The sequence below is a fragment of the Cohnella lupini genome, from assembly GCF_003386205.1.
Lineage (GTDB): Bacteria > Bacillota > Bacilli > Paenibacillales > Paenibacillaceae > Cohnella > Cohnella lupini.
Genome location: NZ_QRDY01000003.1, coordinates 25,180 through 46,308, shown reverse-complemented (window position 1 = coordinate 46,308; position 21,129 = coordinate 25,180). Strand labels below are relative to the sequence as shown.

27 protein-coding genes are annotated in these 21,129 nt (G+C 52.3%); 9 read left to right on the top strand and 18 right to left on the bottom strand.

Features of this window, described 5'->3' with window-relative positions:
• Positions 1 to 118: 118 nt before the first annotated feature.
• From ilvC to ilvB, 3 genes are all read right to left on the bottom strand, one after another.
• On the bottom strand, positions 119 to 1,111 hold the full coding sequence (ilvC, locus tag DFP95_RS07185; RefSeq protein ID WP_115991925.1) for a ketol-acid reductoisomerase: 993 nt from the start codon (positions 1,109 to 1,111) through the stop codon (positions 119 to 121).
• Between the two features lie 185 nt (positions 1,112 to 1,296).
• A complete protein-coding gene (gene ilvN / locus DFP95_RS07180; RefSeq protein WP_115991924.1) occupies positions 1,297 to 1,782 on the bottom strand; it encodes an acetolactate synthase small subunit in 486 nt (161 codons plus the stop codon).
• Positions 1,779 to 3,524 carry a biosynthetic-type acetolactate synthase large subunit gene (gene ilvB, locus DFP95_RS07175; RefSeq protein WP_115991923.1) on the bottom strand — a complete coding sequence of 582 codons (1,746 nt, stop codon included), beginning with the start codon at positions 3,522 to 3,524 and terminating at the stop codon, positions 1,779 to 1,781. The genes ilvN and ilvB overlap by 4 nt, the downstream gene beginning before the upstream one ends.
• A 581-nt stretch (positions 3,525 to 4,105) precedes the next feature.
• On the opposite strand from ilvB, the gene DFP95_RS07165 reads away from it, so the two are divergent.
• Positions 4,106 to 4,552, top strand: coding sequence for a GNAT family N-acetyltransferase (locus DFP95_RS07165; protein WP_115991921.1), 447 nt, complete (start codon positions 4,106 to 4,108; stop codon positions 4,550 to 4,552).
• A 76-nt stretch (positions 4,553 to 4,628) separates the two neighbouring features.
• Here the strand turns inward: DFP95_RS07165 and DFP95_RS07160 are convergent, their stop codons facing one another.
• The 6 genes from DFP95_RS07160 to DFP95_RS07135 form a co-directional block, all read right to left on the bottom strand.
• Positions 4,629 to 4,904: an eL33 family ribosomal protein gene (locus DFP95_RS07160; RefSeq protein ID WP_115991920.1), complete on the bottom strand. Its 276-nt coding sequence runs from the start codon at positions 4,902 to 4,904 to the stop codon at positions 4,629 to 4,631.
• Between the two features lie 250 nt (positions 4,905 to 5,154).
• On the bottom strand, positions 5,155 to 5,514 hold the full coding sequence (gene rplT, locus DFP95_RS07155; RefSeq protein ID WP_115991919.1) for a 50S ribosomal protein L20: 360 nt from the start codon (positions 5,512 to 5,514) through the stop codon (positions 5,155 to 5,157).
• 35 nt (positions 5,515 to 5,549) lie between these two features.
• Positions 5,550 to 5,750: a 50S ribosomal protein L35 gene (rpmI, locus tag DFP95_RS07150; protein WP_115991918.1), complete on the bottom strand. Its 201-nt coding sequence runs from the start codon at positions 5,748 to 5,750 to the stop codon at positions 5,550 to 5,552.
• A 15-nt stretch (positions 5,751 to 5,765) separates the two neighbouring features.
• Positions 5,766 to 6,356 (bottom strand): translation initiation factor IF-3, encoded by a 591-nt coding sequence (infC, locus tag DFP95_RS07145; protein ID WP_115991917.1) that lies wholly within the window; start codon positions 6,354 to 6,356, stop codon positions 5,766 to 5,768.
• 249 nt (positions 6,357 to 6,605) lie between these two features.
• Complete coding sequence (locus DFP95_RS07140) at positions 6,606 to 7,844, bottom strand: glycosyltransferase family 2 protein (RefSeq protein ID WP_115991916.1); 1,239 nt, start codon at positions 7,842 to 7,844, stop codon at positions 6,606 to 6,608.
• Positions 7,845 to 8,157: 313 nt separating this feature from the next.
• Positions 8,158 to 9,330, bottom strand: coding sequence for a glycosyltransferase family 4 protein (locus DFP95_RS07135; RefSeq protein ID WP_115991915.1), 1,173 nt, complete (start codon positions 9,328 to 9,330; stop codon positions 8,158 to 8,160).
• Between the two features lie 161 nt (positions 9,331 to 9,491).
• Here DFP95_RS07135 and DFP95_RS07130 point away from each other — a divergent pair, with 161 nt between their 5' ends.
• Positions 9,492 to 10,016, top strand: a complete 525-nt coding sequence (locus tag DFP95_RS07130) for a phosphatase PAP2 family protein (RefSeq protein ID WP_115991914.1) — start codon at positions 9,492 to 9,494, stop codon at positions 10,014 to 10,016.
• Between the two features lie 106 nt (positions 10,017 to 10,122).
• Here DFP95_RS07130 and trmB read toward each other — a convergent pair whose 3' ends face one another.
• Together trmB and DFP95_RS07120 are read right to left on the bottom strand one after the other, a co-directional pair.
• Positions 10,123 to 10,887, bottom strand: a complete 765-nt coding sequence (gene trmB, locus DFP95_RS07125; protein WP_115991913.1) for a tRNA (guanosine(46)-N7)-methyltransferase TrmB — start codon at positions 10,885 to 10,887, stop codon at positions 10,123 to 10,125.
• A gap of 12 nt (positions 10,888 to 10,899) precedes the next feature.
• The gene (locus tag DFP95_RS07120; RefSeq protein WP_115991912.1) at positions 10,900 to 11,094 is read right to left on the bottom strand and encodes a hypothetical protein; all 195 of its coding nucleotides are present in this window, start codon (positions 11,092 to 11,094) and stop codon (positions 10,900 to 10,902) included.
• A gap of 23 nt (positions 11,095 to 11,117) precedes the next feature.
• Here DFP95_RS07120 and DFP95_RS07115 point away from each other — a divergent pair, with 23 nt between their 5' ends.
• Positions 11,118 to 11,534, top strand: coding sequence for a cupredoxin domain-containing protein (locus DFP95_RS07115; protein ID WP_115991911.1), 417 nt, complete (start codon positions 11,118 to 11,120; stop codon positions 11,532 to 11,534).
• Between the two features lie 73 nt (positions 11,535 to 11,607).
• Here the strand turns inward: DFP95_RS07115 and DFP95_RS07110 are convergent, their stop codons facing one another.
• The 5 genes from DFP95_RS07110 to DFP95_RS07090 form a co-directional block, all read right to left on the bottom strand.
• Positions 11,608 to 12,264, bottom strand: coding sequence for a phosphatase PAP2 family protein (locus DFP95_RS07110; protein ID WP_115991910.1), 657 nt, complete (start codon positions 12,262 to 12,264; stop codon positions 11,608 to 11,610).
• A gap of 70 nt (positions 12,265 to 12,334) precedes the next feature.
• Positions 12,335 to 13,012, bottom strand: coding sequence for a hypothetical protein (locus DFP95_RS07105; protein WP_115991909.1), 678 nt, complete (start codon positions 13,010 to 13,012; stop codon positions 12,335 to 12,337).
• Positions 13,009 to 13,905 (bottom strand): ABC transporter ATP-binding protein, encoded by an 897-nt coding sequence (locus tag DFP95_RS07100; RefSeq protein WP_115991908.1) that lies wholly within the window; start codon positions 13,903 to 13,905, stop codon positions 13,009 to 13,011. Before DFP95_RS07100 ends, DFP95_RS07105 begins: the two co-directional genes overlap by 4 nt.
• Complete coding sequence (locus tag DFP95_RS07095; protein WP_115991907.1) at positions 13,902 to 14,273, bottom strand: GntR family transcriptional regulator; 372 nt, start codon at positions 14,271 to 14,273, stop codon at positions 13,902 to 13,904. Before DFP95_RS07095 ends, DFP95_RS07100 begins: the two co-directional genes overlap by 4 nt.
• A 144-nt stretch (positions 14,274 to 14,417) precedes the next feature.
• Entirely contained in the window at positions 14,418 to 14,612 is a 195-nt protein-coding gene (locus tag DFP95_RS07090) for a hypothetical protein (RefSeq protein ID WP_342768195.1), read from the bottom strand.
• Between the two features lie 302 nt (positions 14,613 to 14,914).
• Here DFP95_RS07090 and mnmL point away from each other — a divergent pair, with 302 nt between their 5' ends.
• The 6 genes from mnmL to DFP95_RS07060 are packed head-to-tail and all read left to right on the top strand — an operon-like array spanning position 14,915 to position 19,014.
• Positions 14,915 to 15,874 (top strand): tRNA modification radical SAM protein MnmL/YtqA, encoded by a 960-nt coding sequence (mnmL, locus tag DFP95_RS07085; protein ID WP_181907306.1) that lies wholly within the window; start codon positions 14,915 to 14,917, stop codon positions 15,872 to 15,874.
• Between the two features lies 1 nt (position 15,875).
• Positions 15,876 to 16,460, top strand: coding sequence for a tRNA 5-(aminomethyl)-2-thiouridylate-methyltransferase MnmM (gene mnmM / locus DFP95_RS07080; protein ID WP_115991905.1), 585 nt, complete (start codon positions 15,876 to 15,878; stop codon positions 16,458 to 16,460).
• A 13-nt stretch (positions 16,461 to 16,473) separates the two neighbouring features.
• On the top strand, positions 16,474 to 16,875 hold the full coding sequence (locus DFP95_RS07075; protein WP_281273399.1) for a VOC family protein: 402 nt from the start codon (positions 16,474 to 16,476) through the stop codon (positions 16,873 to 16,875).
• A gap of 1 nt (position 16,876) precedes the next feature.
• A complete protein-coding gene (locus DFP95_RS07070) occupies positions 16,877 to 17,848 on the top strand; it encodes a type I phosphomannose isomerase catalytic subunit (protein ID WP_115991903.1) in 972 nt (323 codons plus the stop codon).
• A 45-nt stretch (positions 17,849 to 17,893) separates the two neighbouring features.
• Complete coding sequence (locus tag DFP95_RS07065; RefSeq protein WP_115991902.1) at positions 17,894 to 18,442, top strand: hypothetical protein; 549 nt, start codon at positions 17,894 to 17,896, stop codon at positions 18,440 to 18,442.
• 53 nt (positions 18,443 to 18,495) lie between these two features.
• A complete protein-coding gene (locus DFP95_RS07060; RefSeq protein ID WP_115991901.1) occupies positions 18,496 to 19,014 on the top strand; it encodes a MogA/MoaB family molybdenum cofactor biosynthesis protein in 519 nt (172 codons plus the stop codon).
• Here the strand turns inward: DFP95_RS07060 and DFP95_RS07055 are convergent.
• Both DFP95_RS07055 and mgrA read right to left on the bottom strand, forming a co-directional pair.
• Entirely contained in the window at positions 19,011 to 19,973 is a 963-nt protein-coding gene (locus DFP95_RS07055) for an acetylxylan esterase (protein ID WP_115991900.1), read from the bottom strand. The two genes, DFP95_RS07060 and DFP95_RS07055, sit on opposite strands and share 4 nt — an antisense overlap.
• Positions 19,974 to 20,114: 141 nt before the next feature.
• On the bottom strand, positions 20,115 to 21,104 hold the full coding sequence (mgrA, locus tag DFP95_RS07050) for an L-glyceraldehyde 3-phosphate reductase (protein WP_115991899.1): 990 nt from the start codon (positions 21,102 to 21,104) through the stop codon (positions 20,115 to 20,117).
• Between the last annotated feature and the right edge of the window lie 25 nt (positions 21,105 to 21,129).

Genomic DNA, 21,129 nt, shown 5'->3' with positions numbered 1-21,129 from the left:
GGGACTTGCCCGCACCTCCTGAAGCCATTCGTTTGTTCCTAATTATAGCACATCGCATTTCGTTATTTAACAAAAACCCCGGCTAAGCTTTGCCGGGGTTTCGTATGGTCGTTCGTTATTATTTCTTGATCCAGTGCATCATGCCGCGCAATTGGGCGCCGACGACTTCGATCGGGTGCTCGGCTTCGTTGCGGCGGGTAGCCGTAAGGAATGCGCGGCCGGATAGATTTTCAAGGATAAAGTCGCGAGCGAATTTACCTTGTTGAATATCTTCCAGAACGCGTTTCATTTCTTTTTTCGTTTCATCCGTTACGATGCGAGGTCCGGTAACGTAGTCGCCGTATTCAGCCGTGTTGGAGATCGAGCTGCGCATCGAGGACAGTCCGCCTTCGTACATCATATCAACGATAAGCTTCAACTCGTGCAAGCACTCGAAGTAAGCCATTTCGGGAGCGTAGCCCGCTTCGACGAGCGTTTCGAATCCGGCTTTAACAAGGGCGGTAGCGCCGCCGCAAAGCACGGCTTGTTCGCCGAACAGATCCGTTTCCGTTTCTTCGCGGAAAGAAGTTTCGATAACTCCGGCACGAGTACATCCGATTCCTTTGGCGTAAGCCATGCCGATCTCGAACGCTTTGCCTGTTCCGTTCTGGTGGATCGCGATCAAGCCCGGTACGCCGAAGCCCTCGACGTAAGTACGACGAACCATATGACCTGGGGATTTCGGAGCAACCAGCAAGACATCCGCATCGGCAGGAGCTACGATTTGTCCGAAATGTACGTTAAAGCCGTGGGAGAACATGAGCGCTGCGCCTTTTTTGAGGTTCGGCTCGATTTCGTTCTTGTAGACGCTGGCTTGCGTCTCGTCCGGCATAAGGATTTGTACGACATCGGCTTTCCGGGTAGCGTCAGCTACGGAAAGGACTTCGAAGCCGTCATTGCGCGCGCCGTCCGCGGATTTTCCTTCGCGAAGACCGATGATTACGTTCAGACCGCTGTCGCGAAGGTTTTGCGCTTGCGCATGGCCTTGGCTACCGTAGCCGATTACCGCGATTGTTTTGCCTTTAAGAACGCCTAGATCAGCGTCTTTCTCGTGAAATAAGTTAACTGCCATTGGATTGTGTTCCTCCTTAAGATAAGTAAAGTGCGTATTTGTCGACCCTCGAAGCGGGCGTTCCAAGGGGTGTGCTGCCGCACCGTCGCGCCTCCGCATTAAAGCGTTACGCTCCCTTCGAACCCCCGCTCCGAGCGGGCCGTTCCTACTTCTTGTGGCGGTTTTCCCGATATCGAATCCGCTACTTACCTGAAACCTCTGTTCATAGCCGTTACGCCGGTACGCGAAAGCTCGCGAATCCCGTAAGGCTTAAGCAATTCGATCATCGCATCGATCTTCTCCGAGTCGCCTACGACTTGAACGATCAGCGTCGTAGGTCCGATATCGACGACCGCCGCGCGGAAGGTTTCCACTATGCCGAGAATTTCCGGACGGACGGAAGGTTCCGCTCCGATCTTGATTAATCCGAGCTCGCGGCCGACCATCGGGTTGCCGCTAATATCGATGACCTTGATAACGTCGATAAGCTTGTACAATTGCTTTTGGATTTGCTCCAGCGTATGGTCGTCGCCGGTAGTGACGACGACCATACGGGACAAGCCCGCTTCTTCGGACGCGCCGACGGTAATGCTCTCAATGTTGAATCCACGCCGGCCGAACAAGCCCGAAACCCGTTGCAGAACACCTGGCTGATCATTGACTAGTATTGCTATCGTGTATTTACGGTTCATTCGGAGTCCCCCATGATCATCTGATCGATCGTGCTTCCTTGGGTAACCATCGGATACACGTTCTCATGCTTGCGAACGACGAATTCGACGACCGCGGGTCCCGGGTGAGCCAACGCTTCCTTCCATACTTGCAGAGCGTCTTCTTTGTTGGCGGCTCTGAAGCCCTTAACGCCATAAGCTTCTGCCAGCTTCACGAAATCGGGGCTACCCGAAAGATCGATATGGCTGTAGCGGTTATCGTAAATGAGCTCCTGCCACTGACGAACCATTCCGAGCACTTGGTTATTGATTATGACTACCTTAACCGGAATGTTATTGATCGCGCAGATGGCAAGCTCCTGCGCGCACATTTGCATGCCGCCGTCTCCGTTGATCGATACGACCGTCCTATCCGGATTGCCCATTTGAGCTCCGATAGCCGATGGGAATCCAAAACCCATCGTTCCTAGTCCACCCGAGGTCACCCAAGAGCGAGGCTTGTTGAACGGATAATATTGAGCCGCCCACATTTGATGCTGGCCTACGTCGGTAGTCACAATGGCGTCGCCGTGAGTCGTTTCGTGAATCATGGAAATAACCCATTGCGGCTTCAGTTCGGTATCCGAATCGACATACTTGAACGGCTTTTCGGCCGACGACTGCGCGATTTGCTTCCGCCACGCATCCGCTTTGCCCGCATACTTCACGATTGCGTTCGCTTGCTGCAGAACTGCCTTCACGTCTCCGACGATCGGCACGTCCGTAGGCACGTTCTTGCCGATTTCGGCAGGATCGATATCGATGTGAACGATCTTAGCGTTCGGAGCAAAGCCTTTCAGCTTGCCCGTCACGCGATCGTCGAACCGCGCTCCGATGTTAATCAGCAGGTCAGCCGTCTGAATCGAGGTGTTAGCCGTCCATGTACCATGCATGCCGGGCATACCCATGTGCAGCTCATGACCGCTCGGAAAGCCTCCCAAGCCTAGCAATGTCGTCGTGGTCGGAATGCCCGTCTTCGTAACGAACTCGTACAGCTCTTCATGAGCACCCGAGTAAACTACGCCGCCACCGGCCAGAATAACCGGCTTTTCCGCGTTCTCGATCAAGCGGATCATTTTCTCCACTTGCTGCTTGTTTGGTTGAACCGTCGGGTTGTAGCCTCTCAGGTTTACGTTCGAAACCGGCTGGAACAAGGTCTTCTCCGCCGAAACGTCTTTAGGAATATCGATGAGCACCGGACCTTTGCGTCCGCTATTGGCAATATGGAAGGCTTCGTGGATCACGCGAGGCAAGTCCTCCGCCTTGCGTACCAGATAGCTATGTTTCGTGATCGGCATCGTGATTCCGACGATATCCGCTTCTTGGAAGGCGTCCGTACCGATCAGCGTTGTCGCTACGTTACCCGTGATGACAACCAAAGGTACCGAATCCATGTAAGCCGTCGCGATTCCAGTGACCAGATTAGTCGCCCCCGGTCCCGAAGTGGCAATGCATACCCCAACCTTGCCGGTTGAACGGGCATAGCCGTCAGCGGCATGGATGGCTCCCTGCTCGTGGCGCGTAAGCAGATGCTGGAAATCGCTGAAACCGTGCATGGCATCATAGATGAACAGTACAGCGCCGCCCGGGTATCCGAAGACGCAGTCCGCTCCCTCCAGTAACAAACTACGAAGCAGAATTTCCGACCCGCTGATCACTTCCGGCTTACTCCACTTTTCAATCAATTCTTCTTTGGTTTTCAGTGTAACTCCCTGTGCACTCATCTCTTTTTTCCTCCTTTCAAGTAAAACGGCTTCACCGGCCACCGGACGGTGGTACACGTTTGTCTCGAGCGATTAGAGAAGTATAAGGAATATTGAATCTTATATACTCTAATCTTGTTACAAATCAAAAAGCCCTTCATCCCAATGCCAATAATGGCTGTCTTGGGACGAAAGGCTGTTGCTTCCGCGGTACCACCCGAGTTTGCCGACCACCTCGCGGTGACGGCCTTATAAAGTATGAGGTTCCATACCTTAAGCGCAATAACGAGCGCCACTCCGATTCTCCCTAATGCGCCATTCCGGCGGTTCAGGCGAACAGCTCCGAGGAGACTTCGCGTACAGGGGTTAAGGCATCGGTCTCAGCTAATCCGATACTCTCTGAGCTTAAGAGCCCCATCGCTTTTTCCTCATCACGGCCATTTGTTTTTCGTCGATTTAGCATTCATTATATTCTTCGCCAAGGCATTCGTCAATACACATCTTAGCCGTTACCGTTCAAACGACTTGTTCATACGTTGTCATATCGGCATCGGTTGAAACAACGCCTTCGCCGAGCGACTTGAAACGGGGAGGTACCCCACTTGATTCGATGGAGACAATTACGGGACGATAAGGGCATCGTCGAGCTTGTACGCACGCAGCTGGTTCCGATCTCCCCATGGCAGCATCCTAGAGATAGCAGGCTTCATTCCCAAATTACGCGCCGCATTCGCAGAGGAGCTACGCTCGTCGTCTCCCAGTCCCGAAGAAACTCGCCGATCGGCTTCCTGCATATGGAATTCCGAAACAAGACGCTATTCATCGACCTGCTTGCCGTCGATTCCCGACATCAGAGCAAGCAATGGGGAACCGCGCTTATGATTATTGCAGAGAACTACGGCCGGTTTAAAGGGTGCAATACGTCGCATGTGTTCGTCGACGAGGATAATTATCGGGCCTTACGCTTCTACCATCGCATCGGTTATAACACTCTGCAAGCCATTCCATCGCTTAAAGTCGTACAGCTGGCCAAATCCCTATCGCTTTGACCCGCGAAATGCCAAACAGCGGATCGATGAAAGATCGGTCCGCTGTATGATGGCTACCGTCACGCCATGGATTCGATTACCACCAGCCTCCGAAACCGCCTCCGAAACCGCCCCCGAAGCCGCCTCCGAAGCCGCCTCCGAAGCCGCCAAACGTTCCGATTGCCAGCAAATCAAACAACACAAGAGGAAATATCGCTTTAATTTGGGCTTTGTTGTGTATCGGATTGTCGAGAATCAAGCGGTTCCCGCTAATGCGGACAAGCTTGCCCGTAGTGATCGAGCCATCCTTGCTTACCGCGTATATCTGCTTTCCTACTAGCTTGCTAGCCTGTGAACGTGTTATCCGGGACATCTTAACCACTCCTCCCTGCTTCCGATCGATTTGGTTACGCCTGCGTAACGTCCGGTCGTTATCATGTACGAACGGCGAAGGCCGATCTTACGACTTTCCCGACCGTCTTCTCCGTTGTCCTGTAGCTTATGAGCAGGGAGCTCGTTGTGCTTGTACCTCTGTCCTCTATAATTAAATTAGGAACGTGCCGCAACTACCCCGAATCGCGCAAAAAAAGCCCCGGTTTCCCAGGGCTTGTCTAAACGCGAAACTACGCGTTGATTTTTTCTTTTGCGGTGCCGGCAAGGGAGTTGAACGCGCTGATGTCGTTCACTGCCAGGTCGGCAAGCATCTTGCGGTTTACTTCGATGCCGGCCAATTTCAAGCCATGCATCAATTTGCTGTAGGACAGGCCATTCTGGCGAGCCGCAGCGTTAATACGCACGATCCACAATTTGCGGAAGTTCCGTTTCGTCTGGCGACGGTCGCGGTATGCGTACATAAGGGATTTCATTACTTGCTCTTTCGCTTTCTTGAACAGGCGATGCTTCGCGCCCCAGTAACCTTTTGCTAACTTCAACATTCTATTGCGACGACGGCGCGTTACGAATCCGCCTTTGACTCTTGCCATGATTCATTACCTCCCGGAAGTGTTCATATGACGATTTATTTCAGGTTTCCAAGTTGTTGCTGAAGACGACGAACGTCGCCTTGAGCCATCAACGGTTGACCGGCTAATACGCGTTTCGCTCGTCCCGATTTGTGGGACAGCAAGTGGTTCTTGTAAGCTTTGAAACGTTTCACTTTACCTGTACCGGTAATTTTGAAGCGATCTTTCAAGCTGCTATGTGTTTTCATTTTAGGCATGGGTTGTTCCTCCTGTCAGTGGGCTTTCGGAGCCAAAATCATAATCATGCTGCGGCCTTCCAGCTTAGGCATGCGCTCAACAACGCAAATATCTGCTACTTCGTTCGCAACCCGCTCCAAGATCTTCTGACCGAGCTTGGAATGAGTGATTTCACGACCGCGGAACCGCACGGAGCATTTAACCTTGTCGCCTTCGTTCAAGAATTTCACAACGTTGCGAAACTTCGTCTGGTAGTCGTGCTCCTCGATGTTCGCACGAAACCAAACTTCTTTGAGGTCGACGATTTTCTGATTCTTCCGAGCTTCCTTTTCCTTCTTCTGCTGCTCGTATCGGAATTTCCCATAGTCCATGATGCGGCACACCGGCGGTTTCGCCTGCGGCGCTACGTTAACTAAGTCGAGATTAGCGTCAATTGCCATTTGCATGGCTTCACGAAAAGGTTTGATCCCGATTTGCTCGCCTTCGGGGCCGACAAGTCGGACTTCCTTCGCCCGGATTTCCTCGTTGAGTTGATGATCCTTGCTAATAATGTTCCACCTCCGAAATAGACTGTTAAAATTAGTTGTCCATAAAAAACAAAAAAACGAGTCGCATTGACCCGCCATCCTAGTCCAAACGTTATCGTTCGTCGCATGGAAACCAAAGTTTCCGCAAGCCCCGTATAATCGTCGGCTACGCATACCCGTCAGCAAATGCCGATCAGGTGAGAAGCGGGTGCTTCTGCTTGTGCGTGCTGAATAATTTACATAAATCAGTCACAACGAACACTATATCATTCTATTTCTCGGATGTCAACGCGGATGTTCTCAATAAAAGAAAAGCTCCCCGGGAGCTCTCCCGGGGAAGTTAAGCGGCTACATTTGCTTTCCTTGCACTTCCTCCAACCGGATGACGCGCGTATGCTGCGTATGGCTCCAGGTTTTGTTGTTCTGCGTGAAGAAGGCATAGAAAGTGATCGGCCACCAAGTAAAGAAGAAAACAGGGAACATCACCAGCTTGAGATAGATCCGCCAATTGACTTTCTCGAGCATCATGGCAAGCGGAACCTGCAAGTAAATATAAAGAGAAATCGGAATGGCCAGCCAAGCCGGCGCGATGGAATAAATAGAATCGAAATGCGGTTCGCCCGGCAGCAGCAAGTCAAACCACAAGGTGGCGGTAATCAAAAATCCGAGCAGGAAGTTGTATGCGTTGAACACGTAGAGCGACGCATCGATCTTCACGACGCTACGTTCCTTGATCCCCTGCCACAGAAGGGGAAGCATATAGCGCCGGGTAATATCGAAGTGACCTTGCATCCACCGTAGACGTTGGCGGGAAGATGCCTTGAACGTAATCGGCTTCTCGTCGTATACGCGCGCGTCGTAGTTGAATTTAGGGTAGATATTCCGCTGAATGCATCGAATAGTGAACTCCAGATCTTCGACTAGGCTCGTGGCTCCCCATCCCATTTCCTTAAGCAGCTTCGTCTCGAAGCACATGCCCGTTCCGCCTAGGAAATTGGATAAGCCCAAGTTATACCGCGGCATTTGCCATAGGCGATTGCAGAACCAATAATTGATTCCGTTAGCCGCGCTGACCCAAGAATCGTTCGGGTTCTTCGTATCCAAGTAACCTTGGATTACGCGGTATCCGTTGCAAAGATCTTCGTTCATGTATTGCAGGAAGTTGGTCGCCACCAGATTGTCGGCATCGAACATCACGATGGAATCGTATTGCTTGGGATGCTTCCACAGCTCCTTCAGCATCCATTCGATTGCGAAGCCTTTGCCCCTTTGATTCGGATTCGTACGCTCGCAGGCATGAACGCCGGCATACTTGCGTACGATATCGGCCGTTCCGTCGGTACAGTTGTCGCAAATGACGAAGATGTCGAACAACTCGCGAGGATAATCCATCTTGAGCAGGTTTTCGATCAACGCTCCGACGACTGCTTTCTCGTTATGCGCCGCGACCAGCAACGCAAAGGACTTGGTCGGCTTGTGGGTGATCCGTTCTTTTTTCCGATACCATCCGAAGAAAGACAAAATAACCTGATAAGCCCCGATCAGAAAAAACAATACCTGAACAACCAAAAGAAAATTGTTAAACATATTCAGTTGTACCCCCTAAATCCCTTTTTTTCTTTTTCTCTGTGTTTTGTTTTTCTCTCTGTCTTTTTCTTGTTTTTTGCTGCCCTGAGCGCCCTCCAAAAGAGACATTCTTGATTTTCTTCGGTTTACATCCGTTTGTCAAAAGGTCATACCAACCAAATAAACGGTTTACGGCCAGCATAAGCGGTTCTGGGCGGCAGGGCAGTGCATGTGGCGGGAATTGCTACGTTACAGCGCTGCTTTTCATCGGTTTCCAACCTTTTTCTATCCGGAGACCTATCCCCCGTTCACACTAAATTAACGTTTGTAAAGCTCAGTTGGTTGCAAAAAAAGTTTTTGCGGATTCCTCGATGCTGAATTCGATGCTGAGTTGCAGCCGTCTGAATACTTCGTCCCACGAGCGTTCCTTAGCCTCTAGCACGCCGGCCGCCGATAATCTGGCCCGCAAGGAAGGGTCCCCGTGGAGCAGCTCGAGCTTGCCGGCGAAAGCATCGGCGTCACCGGGCGCGCACAGCAATCCGTTCTCTCCATCGCGGATCGTATCCGGTACCGCGCCGCCCGCCGCCCCTACGACCGGAAGACCGCATGCCATCGCTTCGAGCACGACGTTGCCGAATGTCTCGGTCGCCGAAGGAAACAAGAGCACGTCGGAAGCCGCCATCCATTGCTGCAGTCGCTCTTGCGAGATTGCCCCAAGAAATTGGGTACTCACTCCGCGACGCAGCGTTAAAGCTTTAATCTCGCTCGCCGCAGGTCCGTCGCCGGCGACAATTAGTTCTACGTCCATCCCTGTTCTTGAAGCGAAGAGCGATACGGCATCCACGGCCACTTCCGTTTGCTTCTCCGGAGCCATTCTTCCCGCATATAGCACGACAAACTTCGAGCTTGGCAGCCCGGCTTGAAGCAACAACGCCTCTCTGTCCACTTCTGGGTGGAATCGCCCCGTGTCGACTCCTCTGCTCCATATTTCGAGCTTATCCCATCCATCCTTCCGGCATTCCTCCATAACCGACCGGGAAGGCACATAGATTCGGCTGCATGGCCGGTGAAACCAATGTAAATATCTCCATAGAAGTTTGCCCATCCATTGTAAATTGTAAAACGGCAAATAACGCACAAAATGCGTATGGTGGGACGCGACGAGAGGAATTCCGTGTTTTATGGCTAGATGACGCCCGGCGACTCCGGTCCCGAACGGAGTCGCGACGTGAATTACCGTCGGCTTGAAGCCCAGCAGCTTGCGCTCGATGCTTCCCGTCTGAGGTACGGCAAGCCGGCATTCCGGATACAGGAAGAATGGCAAGCTCGTAAGTCTTTCCGCGACTTCGGTTACCGTCTTTTCCTTGCGCGGCCTCGACGGGGCGAATACCATGCATTCGACGCCTTGACTCCTCAGATGGTTGATCCACCGCTCCAATGTCTTCGCCACTCCGTTGACCTCCGGATAATACGTGTCGGTAAATAGTGCCAAGCGCATTCCCGCCATCGTTAATCCCTCCCGCGTCCTTTCTTTTTATTGTAAAAAACGCACGTTAACGGCGTATCAACAAGGCGTTAATACTGTCGTGACAATTGCCCGCTATTCTAAGAAAGTAATGAATTATTCGCTTATGCCTGATTAGCTAGAAGACAAAAAGGAGATGGAATATGAGCCGAATATACCGCATGCTTCAGGAAGTGGAACGCCCATTATTCTTGCATGTGAACATTCGTTGGAACCGTTCCGCCTTGAACTGGCTCTTCCATATTTTATCGCTTATCGCCGGAGCGACGTTCAGTCTCTGCATTTCGCTTGCCGCCGGATTATTCGCTCCGGAACGGTGGAGTCACGCCGGTTGGTTGGCTTTCGCCGCAGTGGTGCTCAGCCACATTCCGGTTGCCATTGCTAAGAGAAGCGCTCCTCGCCTTCGTCCGTACCAGGTTTTCCCTCAGATCAATACGAACCGTCATCCGCTTAAGGATCCATCCTTTCCGTCCGGTCACACGACAGCGGCCTTCGCCATGTTAACTCCTTGGATGCTCGCGGAGCCCATGCTTATTCCCGTTCTGCTTCCGATCGGAATGGGCGTCGCCTTGTCTAGAATCTACTTCGGCCTGCATTTCCCCAGTGATACCGTAGCCGGCGCATTGCTCGGAAGCTCGACGGCTTTGTTCCTCTCGATTTGGATATAACCTCCTCGCCTGCCGGCATCAACTTCCCAAAATACCGCGACCGCCTTACGGCATGCGCGATAATAATAACGGCCGCACCCGGCTCTCACCCGGGTACGGCCGATTCTTATTCGTCTTCGGATTCAGGGTCCTTCATCGTACCTCTACGGAATTGCTCTTCCAGGTCCTCCGCCACGAGACGACGGTGCTCCTGTTGTATCTTCTCGCCTATAACCGCTTCCAGCCTATATATGGGCATTCCCTGACCGACGAACTTCGTTTCGTACTCGGTTAGTACGAGGTCGTCGCGAATTCCGTTGCGGTGAAGGTCCAGCGAAATGTTTCTCATTTGATATTCGATCGCGGAGAAGCTGTTCAAGGAAAACTCGAACAAGCTAAGCGAATCCGTCTTGAAATGAATTTCTCCGATCTCGTTAAGCGCTTGCTTGTACTTCATTAGAAACCGGGGATGGGTCAGTCTTCTTTTGCCATGCTTGGACTTTGGCCAAGGATCGCTGAAATTCAAGTAGATCCGCTCCAGTTCTCCCGGATCGAACATCTTGTCCAGAAACTCGACATTCCCACGGGCGAGCGCCAAATTGGGTACCTCGTTGACGCCCTTTTCGTTTTTCCATAAAGCCCGGGCTTTCTCGCTTCCCCGAATAAGCAATTCATCGTAAATGTCCATCCCGATGTAATTGATATGCGGATTGTTCCCGCTCATTCGGCTGATGAATTGTCCCTTGCCCATGCCGCACTCGATATGAATCGGGTTATCGTTTCCGAAGAACTCGCGCCAACGACCCTTGAGCTGCTGAGGCTCCAGCACGACGAGATCCTGTTGCAGCTCCAAGGTTTCCCGGAAATTATTTTTTCTGCCGCGCAATCGCATTTCGTCTTCCTCCTAATGTTGCGTTTCCGAAAGCTTATGTACCTTCATCAGGTTCAAAATAAAGTGTATCACGAATTCGGCCAACTGCGCGATAGCTGGCACCTCTCTTTGCGCCGCGCCGATTCCCGGTTTATACGCGAACGATTTGGGGTAACCTTTTAATTGACGATTACTCTTCGCGCATTCCTCATGCCGGATATCCGTCATAATTTTCCTGGAGGTGTTCCCGAATGAACAAATTCGCCTTTAGAACGACGTTATATTTCGCCTTGGTTACGATCGCTGCCGTTATCGCGCTGAGCGGGTGCGGAGGAAACGGCAATAACAACGCTTCGGAGAGCCCGTCGACGCCGTCGACATCCAGCGCTCCGGCAGCCGGCGGCGCGACGAAAGAAATCACGGTCACGGCGACCAACTTCCAATTCGACCAAACCGAGCTCAAAGTGAATAAAGGCGATACCGTGAAGTTAACTCTTAAGAACGACAACGGGAATCACGGATTCAAAATTCCCGATTACGACGTGAACCTTAAGAACGGGGAATCGGCTACGTTCGTAGCGGACAAAGCGGGCACGTTTGACTTCGCGTGTTCGATTCAGTGCGGAACGGGTCATAACGAGATGACCGGCCAACTGATCGTTCAATAAAATTAGCCGTGCTTCTACCAATAAGAGCTATCCCGCAAGCGATGACTTCGCACGCGGGATAGCTCTTATTTCGTTACCGCGAACTGGCCGCCTTCCTTAATACCCGTACCTCTTTGTTCATCCGCTGAAAAATCTCGATCATTAGTCCCAACCAAACGCCGCTGGCGAGATATCCTCCCAATACGTCGCTCGGATAATGGACACCAAGATACACCCGGCTCAATCCGATGCTAAGCACGATCGCGGAAGCGAATACGACAAGCGCTATTTTGCCGGTTCGGCTTCTTATGTGCTTCCACAGCAAGTAGGTTAGCGCTCCGTACAACGCGAAAGCCGCCATAGAATGCCCGCTCGGGAAACTATACCCCGCCTCTTCGACCAATCTATTGATGTCCGGCCGTTCTCGTTTGAACCATATTTTCAATAACGTGTTCAGCAGAGGTGCCCCTCCGACAACCGCGACGAATAGAATCAATTCCTTGCGATGCCCAAGCACGAAGGCCAAGAACGACAGCATCGCCAACGCGAGCACGGTAACGACCAGGGTAGAACCCAACCAACTGAATGATTCCATTACTCGGGTAAGCCAAGGGGATTGTTGTCCCTGTACGGCTGTAATGACGCTCTCGTCAAATCCTACCGCCCCTTCGGTCCATACCAAAATGCATATGACGGTGAACAAGATAACCGATAGCAATCCCCATGGGTAACCTCTTCTTAATTGAACCAACTTCTATCACGACTCCAGTCTCTAACGAATAACGAATCTTAAACCCTATTAACGAAATGTTTAAGTTCCATTATACCGTTGCTCTGCGAAGCATCAAGTAGGAGAGGATGACGTAGACCAAAGTCACGACGAACATACCCGATGCGAGCTGCGCGGCCGATATGTCCGCAAACCAATCGAAGATCGCATCCCAGCTGCCGTAACTGTTGATTAGGTATAAGCTCACGGTGATGATGATCCCGCTTAGGATGAAGAGAATATACAAGCCGTTACGTCCGAACTTCCGGTGTATGCAAGAGATCACGAAGCCAAGGAAGAAAAAGTGGAGCATGAAGTTGAACAATACCCACACTCTGGCGAGTACGTTCCCGTCGCTGATATAAGGAAGATCGAAGAAATGAAGCTTGAGACCCCAACCCTCGCTTCGCGTTTCGATATATCCCATCAGAAGCAGGATAAAGGATGATGCGATGCCGATAATCCCGATCGTAGCGGTCGTTCCGAGGAAGTAATCCTTTCTTCTGGCTCCGAAGCCGATCAGGAACGGAAAGGTCTGACCGACGCTTACGATTCCTATTACCATCATATAGATAAAGATGGAAGCTAAGCCGCCCGTATAGATCTCGTCGCCCGCCGTAGCAATGATTAAATTGCAAACGAAGCTGGACAATAGAACGATCCAAGGAAGAAACAACCAAGACCATCTGTCGGTTAAATGCGTTCTTATAATGCCGGCAACTCGATTCATCGGGCAATCGCCGCCTCTCCGTCTATTTTGCCGTTCGTCAAATAGATGATCATTTGTTGCAAGGACACCGGGGTGATCTCGAGTCCGAGATCCGATGCCCTCTTCCGATCTTGCGCGCTTAAATGCCCCAATATCGTAGCGGACGCCAAGCCGGCAAAGGGCTCCCTATGAATGACCGTCTTGCCTTCAAGGAAATTTTCCACCTGCGAGGCGAAACCCGCCACCGAGCAGGCTCTTCCGCGCAACGCGTCGGATTCCTCGTTCAGAATGAGCTTGCCGTTATCGATGACCAGCACATGCTCGAGCAGTTGGCTGACTTCGTCGATCAAATGCGTGGAAAGCACGATCGTCCGGGGATACTCTGCGTAGTCGGCTAGCAACCGGTCGTAGAAAAGGCTGCGGGCGACGGCGTCGAGTCCGAGATACGGCTCGTCGAATATCGTTAACGGCGCGCGACTGGCAAGCCCGACGATAATTCCGACGGAGGACAACATGCCGCGGGACAGCTTCTTCACTCTGCGTTTCAAAGGAAGCTTGAAATCCTGGACAAGCGAATCCGCGAACTCCCGATCCCAGTTCGGAAAGAATAGCCGGGATACGTCAAGAACGTCCGCCACCCGAAAATTATCGGGGTATTTCTGACTCTCTTTAATGAAGCAGATTTGACTAAGCACCTTATCGTTCTCGTAAGGTTCCTCTCCGAACACTTTAAGCTGTCCGCTCGTCGCGAATAACTGGGCCGTAATCATGTGCATAACCGTCGTTTTACCCGCTCCGTTTCTACCCAGAAGCCCGTATATTTTACCTTCCTCCAAGCTGAAGCTTACATTATCGACCGCCTTGACTTTGCCGTAAGATTTCGATAGCCCGTTGATCTCTACCGCTAAGCTCATTGTCCCTTATCCCCTCTCTTGATCATTTCCGTTAGCTGATCCGCCGTAATCCCGAGTTTTTCCGCTTCCTTGACCATAGACACGATATATTGCTCGTAGAATTGTTCCTTTCGCTTATCCATGATCTTTGCTCTAACGCCCGTAGCCACGAACATGCCGATCCCTCTCTTCTTGTACAATATTTCTTGATCCACCAGCAGGTTGACGCCCTTCATTACGGTCGCCGGGTTGATCTGATAGAAGGACGCAAACTGATTCGTCGAGGGTACTTGCGATTCCTCGGGAAGCCTGCCTTCGATAATGTCGTTCTCGATCCTTTCGGCGATTTGCAGGAAGATCGGGCGGCTGTCATCCATTGAAATTGTCATCGTTTCACCACCAAGTTAATCGGTTAGTTGCTCATGTAACTAACTATATAACCAGCAGACCAAATTGTCAAACATAAAAAGCCGAATTCCCAAAAATGGGCATTCGGCTTTTAATATCGATTTCCGTAGCGGGCGATTTCCGATTTAGTTGACCGGTCTGTGTTCCTCGATGTAATGATCCTCGATGACGTGATTCAGCTTTTTCTTAGCGGATACCTCGATCGTATGGTTATTATGAAACTTGATTCCGGCTAATGCCATCGCTTCTTTGACCGTCAATTCGACCTTAACCGTATCGTCCCCTTGAGGAATGCGTACGCTTGTATTCAATGCAATCACCTCTCCAATCGGAATTTAAATGGTATGGCTAGTCTGCCCGAGATATGGAAGCGGTATGAATAAGGCTGCGAAAAAAAACGGGATCATGTCAGATATTTTTGTTGATTTGGCGCACTTTTAATATAACACATGATGTCAGGTATAGCAAGTTGAATCACGCGTTATTCCGCCCGATTATCGATGTTAATTTGGAATCGAACGACGCCATATCGATCCGTTATCCGTATTGGATCGTCCATCCTCGCAATTTGGCCGGATTTTCGCTACAATTATAGCGACTTCATTAAAGGACGGATGCATCAATGGAAACGATCCAAACGGAAGTTCGGAGTCCCCTTCTCTGGACGGATAAAAGATTTCATACCTGGAACTACGAAATGCGCGAAACGTTCGGGGAAAAAGTATTCAAAGTCATGCTGGACGCCGGATTCACTTGCCCGAACAGAGATGGAAGCATCGCCGCCGGAGGCTGCACCTTCTGCAGCGCGAGAGGCTCCGGGGATTTCGCGGGCAGCCGGCGACAGGATTTGGTATCCCAATTCAATAACATTCGGGATCGCCAGCACTTGAAATGGTCCGAGGCGAAGTACATCGGATACTTTCAAGCTTATACGAACACTTATGCTCCGGTGGAGACGCTTCGCGAGTATTACGAAGTCATTCTGGAGCAACCCGGCGTCGTAGGCTTATCCATCGCTACCAGGCCGGATTGCTTGCCGGATGACGTGGTCGATTACTTGGCGGAGTTAAACGAAAGAACTTATCTTTGGGTGGAAATGGGTCTGCAAACGATCCATGAATCTACTTCGCAGCTCATTAACCGTGCCCATGATACCGCCTGCTTCGTCGATGCCGTCGATCGCCTAAGAGCCCGCGGCATTCGGGTCTGCGCTCACATCATTCATGGCTTGCCCGGGGAAACTCGCGAGATGATGCTCGAAACCGTGCAGGCCGTCGCGGCCATGGACGTGCAGGGCATCAAGATCCATCTGCTTCATCTCATGCGCAAAACGCCGATGGTCAAGCAATGGAGAGACGGCTTGCTGAGATTCTTGGACCAGGACGAATACGTCGACCTCGTCGTCGAGTCTCTCGAGCTATTGCCACCGGATATGATCGTCCATCGATTGACGGGCGACGCGCCGAGGGATCTTCTGATCGGACCGATGTGGAGCCTCAAGAAATGGGAAGTCTTGAACGCCATCGATGCTGCCTTGGTTCAGCGCAATAGCTGGCAGGGTAAAGCCTGGAAAGGTAAATAAGATGGGGTTCATGTCCGTTCTCAGCCAAGCCCAGCAATGGGTGAAGGAACGCGTCCGTGCGGGGGATGCCGTCGTCGACGCGACGGCCGGCAACGGAGCCGATACGTTGTTCCTCGCGCGAGCCGCCGGTCCGGGCGGCATCGCGTTCGCCTTCGATATTCAAGCCGAAGCGCTGGACAATACGCGAAGTCGGCTGCGCAAAGCGGAGGAGTCCGAAGCCGATAGGCTAGCTCCGACGACGTTCATCCATGCCGGTCACGAGACCATGTGCGAGGCGATTCCCTCGGAATCGCACGGGACAATCGCGGCGGTCATGTTCAACCTCGGTTATTTGCCCGGCGCATCGTCCGCCGTCATTACGCGAACGGCAACCACCGTTGCCGCATTGGATTCAGCGTTGCGTGTATTGCGCAGCGACGGAATTGTCACCGTCGTCGTGTACCCCGGCCATGAAGGCGGGCAAGAAGAAGCGGATGCGGTACTGGCTTGGGCAACTCGTCTCCCGTCGAATGTCGCTCAGGCCGTCGTATACGATTTTCCGCAGAAGAAGAAGGCACCCTATTTAATCGCCGTAAATAAACGATAGGAGGATGGTTGAATTGGCGGTTCGCAAAATCGAGCATGTCGGCATTATGGTTGGTTCATTGGAGATTTCCATTCCATTCTACGAGCAAGTCGTCGGTCTAAAACATACGGAGACGCTTCTTCATGGCAAAGGCGTCATTCGGCTGGCCTTCCTATCGTTCCGATCGTCCTCCGAGACCGAAATCGAATTAATCGAAGGATATTCTGGCGATGTGGCCAAGTCGGGGCGAGTTCATCATGTCGCCTTTACCGTCGACGATATCGAAGCGGAGTTCGAACGCATTCGCGCTGGTAACGTCGCGGGACTCGATCAAGAAATCACTACCCTCCCGAACGGATCCCGTTATTTCTTCTTCGACGGACCGGACGGAGAAGCTTTGGAATTCTTTCAAACAACTAGAGGAGGCACGAATTAACATGAGTATTCAACCGTATCCTTTGCATTTCAAGCCTGAGTTCAAAGAAAGAGTCTGGGGCGGACGCGCGCTCGAGAAATTCGGATTCGACGTTCCCGCGGGCGTTATCGGCGAAGGCTGGATGATCGCGGATCACCCCAATGGGGTATCCCATGTCACGAACGGAGCTTTAGCCGGCAAAGGACTAGATGAAATACGCGAATCCGTAGGAGCCGCTTGGTTCGGAACGAAAGGAGGCGGTTCGGATAACGGGCGATTCCCGCTATTGATCAAGCTTCTCGATTGCAACGACGACCTGTCTATTCAGGTTCATCCTAACGATCATTACGAAGGACTTCCCAAGGGCGAATTAGGCAAAACGGAAATGTGGTACGTGCTCGACGCCAAGCCGGATGCCAAGATCATCTACGGACTGAAGCCGGGAGTCGACCGTGCGGAGATGGCCAAGGCGATCGAAGAAGGCCGGATCATGGACACTCTTCAAGAAGTGTCCGTCAAAACCGGAGATACGTTCTACATCCCCGCCGGAACCGTGCATGCGTTATGCGCGGGAGTTCTCGTCGCGGAAATCCAGCAGAATTCGGATACGACCTACCGGCTGTACGATTACGATCGTCCCGGATTGGACGGCAAACCGCGCGAGCTGCATATCGAGGATTCCCTGAACGTAACGGCATACGAAGGATCCGGCGCGGCGCGCATGGATACGGACGGAGCGAAACCCGGAGAGTGGCTGACGTTGGCGACTTCGCCTTATTTTAAGACGGATAAAGGCGTCGTGCGGGGAACATGGACATTGTCCACTTCGGCGGACAGCTTCGTCATCGTCATCGTATGCGAAGGTTCGGGCAGTATCGGATGGTCGAACGGTCTCGTAGACGCCAAAGCGGGCGATTGCTTCCTCCTGCCGGCCAACCTTGGCCAATATACGCTGGACGGCTCGATGACTGTGCTTCGAAGCCTAGTTCCTTAAAAAGGAAATCGGCGCGATTAGTCGAATAAATGAGCTTACGGATTGATGAAGCATTCGAAAGGACGGATGGCCATGCGCCAAGGAGTGATACTAACCGGACTGGGAATCGCGGTATGGGCCGTACCCACCCTCTTCTTCTTGTTATTCGGGGATTGGGTTATGCTGGGAATTAATGAACCTTATTTCGGCTCTTCCCTTTTCCTGCTTGAAATGCTGTCGTTCCTGTTGCTCATCGGGATGGCGTTAATCGTGCGCCTGCGGCTTTTCCGCGAAAGAGGCTCGGCTACCCGCTTCGGATTCGCCGCGACAGCCGTCGGACTGTTATTGAGTACCTTCACGATATGGCAGCGCGACTCCGTTTTCCCATCCTTCAATGCGGATCAGCATCATTCTTACGCGGTCTGGATGACATTGGCTTATGCGTTGACGTTGCTTGTACCGGCGGTCATGGACCGTCTGATCAAGGAGCCGGCGAAAGCCGAAGCAGCGCTTGCCGTTCCAGCGGTTCATGCCGATCAGCCTTTGGCCGATCCGGAGCCATCGGATGACGTTTCGGAGCCTATCGATTCTGTAGACGATAAAAAAACGGAATAGAAAACAAACGACGGCGGATCCATTGCGGATTCGCCGTTTCCTTAGGAGGATCTATGACAACCTCGATCGAGCAGCACCGCAAGGAAGCGCCCAAGAGCGTCGCTTGCGCCATCCTTACCGTATCCGACACACGAACGCCGGAGACGGACAAGAGCGGCCAGCTTATTCGTCATTTACTGGAGGAGAACGGATTCACGGTTGCCGAGTACGCGATCGTGAAGGACGAGTACGAGGGGATCGGGAAGCTTCTGCGCGAAGCCGCCGATAATCCCCTTGTGGAAGCCGTGCTCTTGAACGGCGGCACCGGTATCGCGGGCAGGGATACGACTTACGAAGCCGTGCGCGATCAACTGCATAAGGAGATGCCCGGCTTCGGGGAAATCTTCCGGTATTTGAGTTTCGCCGAGGACATTGGATCGGCTGCCATATTGTCGAGAGCGATTGCGGGTACGATCGGGAGCACGGCTGTTTTCTCGATGCCGGGCTCGACCGGCGCGGTGCGATTGGCGATGACCCGGTTGATTATTCCCGAACTCGGTCATGTCATGCGGGAATTGTATAAGGACGGTTAGCCGAGGCGGAAATGCTTCGCGATGAACTCCGTTGCCTTGCGATTGTGATCGGCCGTTACGACGTGTCCGGAGAACGGATAAGGGACGATCGTCTTCTCCGACTCTACGCGGTTATACGCCGCATAGATCGTTTCCGGCATCGTCACCGGATCCTTCAGGCCTACCGTAACGAAGATCGGAATGCGTATACGGTGAGCCAGATTCATATTGTCATAGTAGCTGAGCGTCTCGATGACCGTCTCCAGCGATTCGGGAAACCGTTCGATGAAAGCCGCGGCTTCCGACAGCGAGCTGTTGGAATTCAGGATTCCGAAATCCATGTGGCACATATTCGGAATATGGGGAACGGCAATCGCCGGCTTATCCGACAGTGCCGCCGCGATCATCGCGAGACCGCCGCCTTGGCTCCCGCCCGCCGCGCAGATGCGCGAAGCGTCTACTTCCGGTTGTTCGCTTGCCCAATCCAGCGCCTTTAATGCGTCTATCGTAACCGCTCGATAATAACATGTGTCACGATGCAATATCCCCTGCGTAATCCAGCCTTTCGTCATCCCGAAGTCCTGGGCCATCCCATTGCCCGTCTCTCCCGCTTGGCCTCGAACATCAATGGCGAACACGGCCACGCCCATCATAAGATAGGAAGCGTACTCCTCGGGATATCCTTTACTCCCCGAATAACCATGATAGAGCACGACGCAAGGCAGCTCGGTGCCTTCTTTGCGGAACTTTGGCAGCAGATACCATCCATGGATTGGAGTCTCGTCGAAGCCTTCGTATGACACCTTATACGCTTCCATATACGCGTAAGGCGTAACCACGAGAGTTCTCTTGGCGTTTAAAGGCTTATCCGAGAATTGTCGCAACGTCCGGTCCCAGTATTCGTCTATATCCGGTCGAGCTGTTAAAGGTGGAGAAAGCTTCTCCAAATCTTCTATCCGTCTCGTAATCGCGTGGCTCATAGATAAGGGCTCCTTTGTCTCTCGCTTGTACGATCATCATTCTTAGATGATCATACAAGCGAGAGACTTCAGCCGCAACTATTGTTTTGATCGCGAATAAAAAAAGCCCGCCAGAAGAAACCTCTGACGGGCCAAGACGATTTACTTCAAGATCGTTTCGATACGAGCCAACTCATCCGACGAGAAGTCGAGACGTTTCAGCACCTCCACGTTATCGTCGAGCTGGCTGACCTTGCTCGCGCCGATCAGGACGCTCGTTACGCGTTCGCCGCGCAACACCCACGCTAGTGCCATCTGGGCTAGCGTCTGATCGCGTTCCGTCGCGATCTCGTTCAGAGCGCGAACCTTGTCCAGCTTCTCGGCCGTCAGGTTGCCTTCGTTCAAGAACACGGAAGCTCCCGCGGCTCGGGAATCCTTCGGAATTCCGCCGAGATACTTGTTCGTGAGCAAGCCTTGCTCGAGCGGCGAGAAAACGATTGAACCGACTCCGCCTTCCTCGAGCACGTCTTGCAAGCCGTCCTCGATCCAACGGTCGAACATGCTGTAGCGCGGCTGATGAATCAGTAGCGGCGTTCCGAGCTCTTTCAGGATCCTAATCGCTTCCTTCGCTTCAGCAGCACGATAGTTGGATACCCCAACGTATAACGCTTTACCCGAACGAACGATTTGGTCCAGCGCCATCATCGTTTCTTCGAGAGGAGTCTCCGGATCGGGACGGTGGTGATAGAAAATATCGACGTAATCAAGTCCCATACGAGTTAGGCTTTGATCTAGGCTCGAGATCAAATACTTGCGGGAACCGAAGTCGCCGTAAGGACCTTCCCACATGCCGTAACCGGCTTTCGTGGAGATGATCATTTCGTCGCGGTAAGGTTTCATATCGGTCGCGAGCAGGCGGCCGAAGTTTTCTTCCGCGGATCCCGGAGGAGGTCCGTAGTTGTTCGCCAAGTCGAAGTGGGTGATGCCCAGATCGAATGCGCGTCTAACCAAAGCGCGGCCGTTCTCGAACGTGTCGATGCCGCCGAAATTATGCCATAAACCCAATGATACCGCCGGAATTTTCAACCCCGAACGGCCAACGCGATTGTACTTCATCGTTGCGTATCGATCCGAGCTAGCTTTATAAACCATGAATACGGCCACCTTTCAATAATAA